Source organism: Billgrantia kenyensis (assembly GCF_013697085.1).
Lineage (GTDB): Bacteria > Pseudomonadota > Gammaproteobacteria > Pseudomonadales > Halomonadaceae > Halomonas > Halomonas kenyensis.
The window spans coordinates 1-7,940 of the sequence record NZ_JACEFT010000060.1 but is presented as its reverse complement, the minus strand read 5'-3'; the positions used below and the strand labels follow the sequence as shown (position 1 = coordinate 7,940).

Genomic DNA, 7,940 nt, shown 5'->3' with positions numbered 1-7,940 from the left:
GGCGATAGCAATGAGGCATGGCAACACGATACCTGATGGGTCAGGTGTTGCACTTGGTCATTGAGACCGCCATCTTTTAGGCAGCGCATATGGTGAAGTGTGACGGTATTTACCTGACAGTCGGCCGCTGAAAAGCAAAGTGGTCATAGTGCCCCCCGTGGGTTATAGAACGAGTGTCTGACGCTCGGCTGTAACACCATGAGGAAACGACTATGACCACCGAAGAAAAGGTAGCACGTCGCAAGCTCAGTCTCCTAGAACTGGCCAAGGACCTGCAGAACGTCAGCAAGGCCTGCAAGGTCATGGGCTACTCCCGGCAGCAGTTCTATGAAATCCGTCGCAACTATCAAGCCTTCGGCTCTGAGGGGCTGATCGACAAGCTCCCAGGGCCGCGGGGGCCGCATCCCAATCGCGTCAGCGAAGAGATCGAAACGGCCATTCTCGAGCACAGCCTGGCCTTCCCCACTCACGGCCCGGTTCGTGTCGCGCAAGAACTGGCCCTACGAGGCATTCAAGTTAGCTCTACGGGCGTCAGAGGCGTCTGGGGGCGTCATGACTTGCTGACCCGCCATGAACGCCTACTGCGGCTCGAGAGGGCTACACGCGAGCAGAAGATCGAGCTGACCGAAGATCAAGTCCGCCACCTGGAGCGGTTCAGCCCCGAGTTCCGCGAACGGCATATCGAAGTCCACCACACCGGCGAACTGGTCGCCGTCGACACCTTCTTCGTCGGCACCCTCAAGGGGGTTGGCAAGGTCTATCTGCAGTCCGTCATCGACTGCTTCAGCCGGCTACGCCTGGGGCCGCCTCTACACCAGCAAGCTGCCCATCACGGCCGTGCATGTGCTCAATAATGACGTGCTGCCCTTCTTCGAGGCTCACAACGCCAAGGTCAGCACGGTACTCAGCGACAACGGCCGAGAATTCTGCGGCCGTAAGGATCAGCATCCGTATGAGCTGTTCCTTCAGCTCGAAAAAATCGAGCACCGCACGACCAAGGTTCGGCGCCCGCAGAGCAACGGCTTCGTCGAGCGACTGCATCGCACCCTGTTGGACGAGCACTTCCGCATTCAGGGGCGCACCAAGTGGTACGAGGCCCTGGAAGAGATGCAGCAGGACCTAGACGACTATCTGGTCACCTACAACACGAAACGGCCGCATCAGGGCCGCAACATGAAGGGGGCGACGCCTTATGCCGTCTTCAAGAAAGGACTCCCCAAAGCGACGAAGAAGGAATCCAGGAAAACGGCAGAAAACACTGCTTAACTATAGGGAGCCCATGGGGGCATGTGTCAGGTGAATACCATCACTGTACACCCCGTGATATCTCAACTTAAGCCAAGCCCACTTATGCTTCAATGTCACCATTTACAATTATATCTAGAGAAGCGATGCGGTCGTCACTCCAAAACATAAACATGGCCATCGATGCTGCCAAAATAAACACGCCCATCGACTACAGCTGGAGCGGATGCTATACCTGCACCCGTTTCGTAACGCCACTTCAATTCACCGGCATGGCGATCAATAGCATACAAATGATGGTCGTGGCTGCCAAAGTAAATCATATCTCCAGCAATCGCAACTGCGGAATTTATACTACCTGCTGTCTCAAACCTCCACTGAAGCTCACCTGTAATAGCGCTAAGGGCGTTCATATAACCTGACCTACCATCACCCAAAGCATAATCACCAAAATATATAACATCATCAACCAAACTTAATGATGCCATAGCTGGAAACTCAATAACAAAAGAATCCTCCTGCCTTCCATTTTCTTTGTTTATCTTCAAAATCGATGACTCATCACGCCCAACAACAGTGGCATAAATACAACAATCATCAATAACAGGAGTGCTAAAAGAATTTTCTTTTTCACTCAAAGAAGACAAACTCCACAACACCTCACCTGTCTCCGCGTGAAAAGCATAAATAGACTGAGCATTATCTTGAATAAAAAGCGTACCATCTGATACCAGAGGCTGGCGACTTCCCCCCTGTATAGAATGCCTCCAAAGCTCATTCCCGGTTTCTAGATCCAAGGCAAAAACGTGCTCCGACATAGAGGTCAAAAACACCTTCCCCTCATAAATTGTAGGTGCGTCCATTCCAGAAAGGTCGTCAGGCTCAAACCGCCAACGCTCCTCTCCCGATATACGATCAAGTGCTACCAGATAGCTTGCCTCATCATCTCTTGAGAATCGCCTGCCAACAAGAATCAAATCTTCGCTCAGGGCCATTTGAAAGCTGGGTTGCCCTCCTAAATTTTTCTCCCATACAAGTGACCCATCAGTTGCACAAGCAGCATACACTCCGCCTTCAAAGTCGCCAAAGTATGCCACACCCTCATCAACTAAAACTGTACCCACAACAGGTGCTCCGGCATCAAATTTCCACGCCAGCATAGGCTCTTTCTCAGGCCCAACGTCATCATAGACACCTGTTCTTTCTAAATTCGACTGATACATCGAAGAATTAGCCGAAACAAAATAGGCGACATTACAAAAAACAAAAAAACAAAAATTAGCACTGAAGATTTTTTTCTTACCAACAACTTTTCATCAGCCGCCATAACAAATGACCCTTTCAAATTCAACACCTAGTTTACCTACGTTTACTCGGAGCTTCTAGATCACCAATCGAAGGCTCAAGGCAGCTTTGGTATATACCCCTTAGCTGACCATCAATAGCAGTATGCCGTGATGAATTTTGCCGAGCAATTTCTACAACCCTATCTTGGTACTGCCTATCAGCTTGATCCAAGCACGCATTGTACTCTCCTTCTGCTGGCAAACCGGTTAAAACCTGCCTATTGAATTTGTCGCTCTCACAACCACGAATTTGGCTAGTCCTTGCTTCATCAGCCATGTCAAGTTGCTGCTCCACGATTGCGGGGAGCTGAGATACGCTACTTGCTGCTGCGAGATATTGCGCCGCACACCAAGCGTCACCTCTTATTTTTTCTGCTCCTATCAGCAATCGAAGCCCAGACAACCCCAGCGGATCCACCATTCCGGTCGGGTTGCTGACATAACCATACAGGTTGGTACCGCCATTCAGGCCAATCGGGTCCTGGCTGATGTACCTGCCCTGCTGTGGGTCGTAATAGCGGTGCCGGTTGTAGTACAGCCCACTCTCTTCATCGTACCACTGACCCTGGAAGCGGATCGGCTGGGCGGTGCGACCCTGTTCGTTGGTGACCGCGGCCCAGTCGTCGGGCTGGGCTTGCCACAGGGTGTCGCCCCGGGGCGTAACGAGCTGCATGGGTGTGCCCAGGGCATCGGTGACATAGGCACTGATCTGCTTGGCTGCGCCATCACCGGCCTGGTCGATTCGAAGCATGGGCACGAAGCTGCCGGGCTCGTAGACCACGGTAGTTTGGTGGCGCTCTTTCGCTTCGTGCACGAGCCGGTCGCCATCCCAACCGTAGTGGGTGGTGGCGGTCGTGCCATTGGCGTGATGGACGGTCTTGCTGATGCGTCGCCCCAGGGCGTCGTAGCGGTAGCGGGCTTCTTCGGTCGCTCCCTGGGCGCTGGTACGGGTCAATCGTACCAGGCGGTTGGCACCGTCGTAGCCAAGGCTGAGCCGCTCGCCATTGGGAGCCTCGCGCTCGATCAGGTTGCCGGTGCCATCGTGACGATAGCGGGCACCGTCGAGCTGGGTCAGGCGGTTGTCAGGCTGAGCGCTGGCTTGGCCTTCGAGGCGGTTGCCGGCGGCATCTACCGGGTAGCGGTGGGCGCGGTCACCGTGCTGACTGGCGATCAGACGGCCTGCCGCGTCGTAGCTATAGGCGATGACCGGGCTGGCACTGCCCTGACTGCGGAAGCTGAGCCGGCCGAGGGCATCGTAGCGGTAGTGCTGCTCGCCTTTGGCGCTGCCGGGGCCGCGCAGGCTGAGGTGATCCAGTTGGCCAAGTGCCGTGTAGCCACGCTCGAGAATCAGCGGTTGGGGCTGATCGGCGCTGCTCAGGCGGCGCTGGGTTTCACGGTGCAGGGCATCGGGTTCGAGGGCGAGTTCGAGGCCCAGGCCAGGGGCGCTGAGGCCGTGCAGGTGACCGCTGCCGTAGGTGTGCCAAGCGAGTTCGGGCAGCTCGCCGTAGCGGCTGGCTTGCCACGCTACCGCCAAGGAAGACAAACAGATGCCTTCCCCGGCGATGAGGAGTGTGAATCAAACAGTATCAGGACTTTGAAGACAGCCATTGAGTGAGCCATCTTATGCTCATTCAGGGAATCTCTCGCCGATAAAGAGAATATCCTTCCACTCTCCAGCGGGTGCCGGTCTGCACGTCGTAATACGCACCTTGCGAGCTACTGCCTTCATCCTCGATTTTCCAACTTGCGCCCCCATCGTAACTGACTGCGGTAACATTTCGGCTCAGTAAACTGGATTCATCAATTCCATCGAATAGCAGACCATCGCTCGGGGTCAGGTATAATGCGTAGCCTTTCAGCTCAGGCGGGAACTCGTGTAGTTCATGCAGGGTATCTTCATTCCAGCTCCATACGACGCTTGGTCGAGGCGCGTCTCGCTCATCTGAGGGAAGTGAGAAGTATGGAGCACCTTGAGTAGCAAGCACGTAGACATTGCCTTCCGTATTGGCAGCGATATCCATTACGACATGGCCGGGGATAGTGAAGGCTTGCTCGGAAGTGTCCTCGCCCCAAGGCAGCGCGTGGATCCGGCTGACATCGGCGGCGTGATCATAGAAAGCCATACGTAGCACGTTATCCTGGCCAAGTGCTACCAAATCGAACTGTTGGCGAGGGTTCTCCGGATTTCGGGAACCTTCAGGTACCGGCAGCTCATCCCAATGATCACCACCATCTCTCGTACGCCAGACTCTGGGCCCCCAGCCGATCAGATAGCCGCGCTGAGCATCGATAAAGCGCAGGAAGGTAATGTTCTGGTCCTCAGGCCAGCGGAGCTTTTCCCACTCCTGACCTTGGTCAGTGGACTTAAAAAGCTGGGTAAGCTGAGGCAGGAAACGTTGTCCGGGTATATTCTCTTGGGTACGATCCGTCCAGCCAGTGGCCAGATAGATAGTGTCCCAGTTTGGCGATAGCCACCAATCAGCCTGTTGGGCCGGCTCTTCAAAGCGCGAGGATATCTGGCTATCCAACTCTCCAGCTAGAATACGTACTGAACGACGATTGGCTCGCTCTGATGGGCTCGCCATCCAAGATTCGCTATACTCGAGACTGACTCCAGCCTCAATTTCTTCATCTGTTCTTGGTTTGTAAGTAGTTTCAGGCTTGGTTAGCTTCATTGTGATCACAGATTTTTCGTAAATACGAAAATCCCCGACCCCGTAAGGCTTATCTTCTCTCATAAATTCATTGCTAACCTTGCTCCACATCCCTTCGCCTCCAAAGCCATACCCTATCACTAGGATAACCACAATTGCTAAACACAACCCTCGCCATAACCATCGCATAATATCTTCTCACTTAGCGTCGGCGTCGAATCAATGAACGTAGAGCATTTTCAACGGCATCGCCGGCACTCCGTACCGAATCGGCGACATTATTATACGTATCTACCGCCACCTCACCAACAATCTCAACGCCTTCTAGAGCGATGCCTCTTATTCCTTTTTCACCGTACACCTCCACACCACTGTCGACGGCTTGCCGCCAAGTCTCACCGTCTAACCACTCCTCAACGTCAGGCTGACCACCTATTTTAGCCAAATCATCAAGGCGAAGGTCTGCCAGCCCAGCATCGAGATAAGCTGGAACATGGGTGTTAAAGGCAAACGTCTTGAAAGTAGCATTGTCTACCTCAAGTTCATACTGGGCAACTTCCATAGCAACACTACGATTGGGGTAGCGCAGACTATGCACCTCAATTTGATCACCACTCATATTATCATCAAGGCCATCTTCGATATTCTCTTGAAGTGCCTTTCTTGCTTTATCCAACCAATCTTTTCCTTGCACGCTTAATCGCGGCCTTAACCTCTCACCATAGGTGGAGCAATAGTAATACCCGTAACTCACGTAATAGTCGGGCGGCTGGTGACCACAGCCAATATGACGCATCATGAAATTAGCGTGTCGAGACCAATCATCATCATCACTTTCAGGCATGATTAGCTGCTCTCGCTTGCTCAGCAGACGCCGAAAAACGATGACATCGTCGACGGGGTTCCATCGTGACGCCCACGCCTTAAGGGCCTCCCAAGTCGATACTCCGCTTTTCTCGATATATTCGCCGTGCAGTGGCCGGTAGTAGAATTCACATCGACCTAGAATGCTCTGTGCAGCAGGGGGCACCTGCTTGTCACAAATATGCAGTGGCACCTCGACACGGTCCGTATCGTCCGCTGGGGTATAAGCTGCATCCGCTCCGCCCAGTACTCGCTCAAGCGATGTCATGACTTAATCCTCCAGAATATCGATATGAAGCCGTCCTGGCCTTTGGCTTTGTGCTAACTCGGTCTCGCCCAACTCGTTGGTTCGCCCTTCCTGAACGACCTTGCCCTGAGCATCGGTCATCCGATAGCGCATGTTGGCGGCAGGGATATTGGTGCCCGCCCAGGTAATAACGAATGCTTGATCATAGCTGCCCATGGCAAGCCCCTCTGCCCCCACCGGTAACAAGGGGTCCGCCGCCCCCTGCCCGCTCCCCGAGCCGGGGCTGCCGCCGGAGTTGATCTTGACCTGGACACCGCTGATGGTGATGCCGCTGGGGTCGAGCTTGAGGAAGCTGCCGCCGGCCTTGAGGGTGATCTCGGCGCCGGCGTCGATCACGGTCTTGCTGCCGGCCTGGTGGTGGATCTCCTGGCCGGCTTCGACGAGCTGGGCGCGGGCGGTCTTTTCGTGGCGCGTAGTACCGACGATGAGGTGGTCGTCGCCGTCGACCTTGAGGTGGCGCTGGCCGCGCACGGTGAGGTGGTCGTCGGCGTGAATCTCGCTGATACGGTGGCGGTGCACGCTGAGGTGGCTGTCGTTGCCGATCTCTTCGGTGCGGTCGTTATGGGTGAGCAGCTCCAGGTCTTTCTGGGCGTGGAGCCAGATCTGCTCCTGGCCGGCTTCGTCCTCCAGGCGCAGTTCGTTGAAGCCTTCGCCTTGATGACTCTGGGTGCGGATGACGGTGCGGGTCTTGTGCGCCGGCAGTTCGTAGGGCGGCGTGCTGGCAGCGTTGTAGATCCGTCCGGTGATCAGCGGTTGATCGGGGTCGCCCTCCAGGTAGCTGACGAGGACCTCATGGCCAATCCTCGGAATCGCCATGCTGCCGTAGCCGCCGCCGGCCCAGTCCTGACTCACTCTCAGCCAGGCGCTGGCCGTTTCGGTGGGTTCGGCATAGCGATCCCAGGGGAACTGCACCTTGACCCGGTCGTGCTCGTCGCAATAGATCTCTTCGCCTTCGGGGCCGACGACGAAGGCGATCTGGGGGCCATCAACCCGAGGCCGGGGGTTGGGTTCGGGGCGCCAGGCCTGGTCGGCGGGCATGAGCACCAATTCGTTGTGGTAGCGGGTCATGCCGGCACTATCTGATTGCGTGACGCCGTCCTCTTCCAGCGCCTGGGGCTGGCTGCCGTGGTGCACCACGCCGAGCACCTGCCAGTCACGGTTGAGCTCGTCGAGATCATGGTCGGTAAGGGTGAAACGGGTGCCCGGGGCAAGCTCGGGAAGGTCGCTCTCGGCGTCGGCGGTGTTGGCACCACGGCGCAGCGCTTCGAGACGTATGCGGGTAAAGGCCTGGCCGGAGGCGTCGGCCTTGTAGCGCCCGGGGTAGTCGAAATGCTCGTACCCTGTATCAACGACGCCACGCTGGCCGTGCATCTCGAGATCGCGTGCGGCGTGGTCATGCAGCTGATCGTAGGCGGGTTGCTTGAACGAGTAGTCCTTGAGCGTGGTCGATGCCGGGGCGACCCGGGCATGCTGCTGCAGCTTGCGCACGTGACGCGTCGGCGGCGTGCCCCCGGCGCGGCCGTG

At 55.9% G+C, this 7,940-nt stretch carries 5 protein-coding genes and 1 pseudogene; 1 reads left to right on the top strand and 5 read right to left on the bottom strand.

The genetic code is table 11. The annotated features are described in order from the left end of the window. The first annotated feature begins 212 nt into the window (after positions 1-212). Positions 213-1,266 (top strand): annotated as a pseudogene (locus H1D44_RS20410) (IS481 family transposase). A 134-nt stretch (positions 1,267-1,400) separates the two neighbouring features. Here the strand turns inward: H1D44_RS20410 and H1D44_RS20405 are convergent. From H1D44_RS20405 to H1D44_RS20385, 5 genes are all read right to left on the bottom strand, one after another. Then, positions 1,401-2,468, bottom strand: a complete 1,068-nt coding sequence (locus H1D44_RS20405; RefSeq protein WP_181517107.1) for an outer membrane protein assembly factor BamB family protein — start codon at positions 2,466-2,468, stop codon at positions 1,401-1,403. Positions 2,469-2,604: 136 nt separating this feature from the next. Next, positions 2,605-4,134: an RHS repeat-associated core domain-containing protein gene (locus H1D44_RS20400; protein ID WP_181517106.1), complete on the bottom strand. Its 1,530-nt coding sequence runs from the start codon at positions 4,132-4,134 to the stop codon at positions 2,605-2,607. A gap of 88 nt (positions 4,135-4,222) precedes the next feature. Further along, positions 4,223-5,356, bottom strand: a complete 1,134-nt coding sequence (locus tag H1D44_RS20395) for a WD40/YVTN/BNR-like repeat-containing protein (protein WP_181517105.1) — start codon at positions 5,354-5,356, stop codon at positions 4,223-4,225. 91 nt (positions 5,357-5,447) lie between these two features. Continuing rightward, the gene (locus tag H1D44_RS20390; protein ID WP_181517104.1) at positions 5,448-6,377 is read right to left on the bottom strand and encodes a hypothetical protein; all 930 of its coding nucleotides are present in this window, start codon (positions 6,375-6,377) and stop codon (positions 5,448-5,450) included. Positions 6,378-6,380: 3 nt separating this feature from the next. Further along, on the bottom strand, positions 6,381-7,940 hold a 1,560-nt coding region (locus tag H1D44_RS20385; RefSeq protein WP_244964856.1), incomplete at its 5' end, for a type VI secretion system Vgr family protein.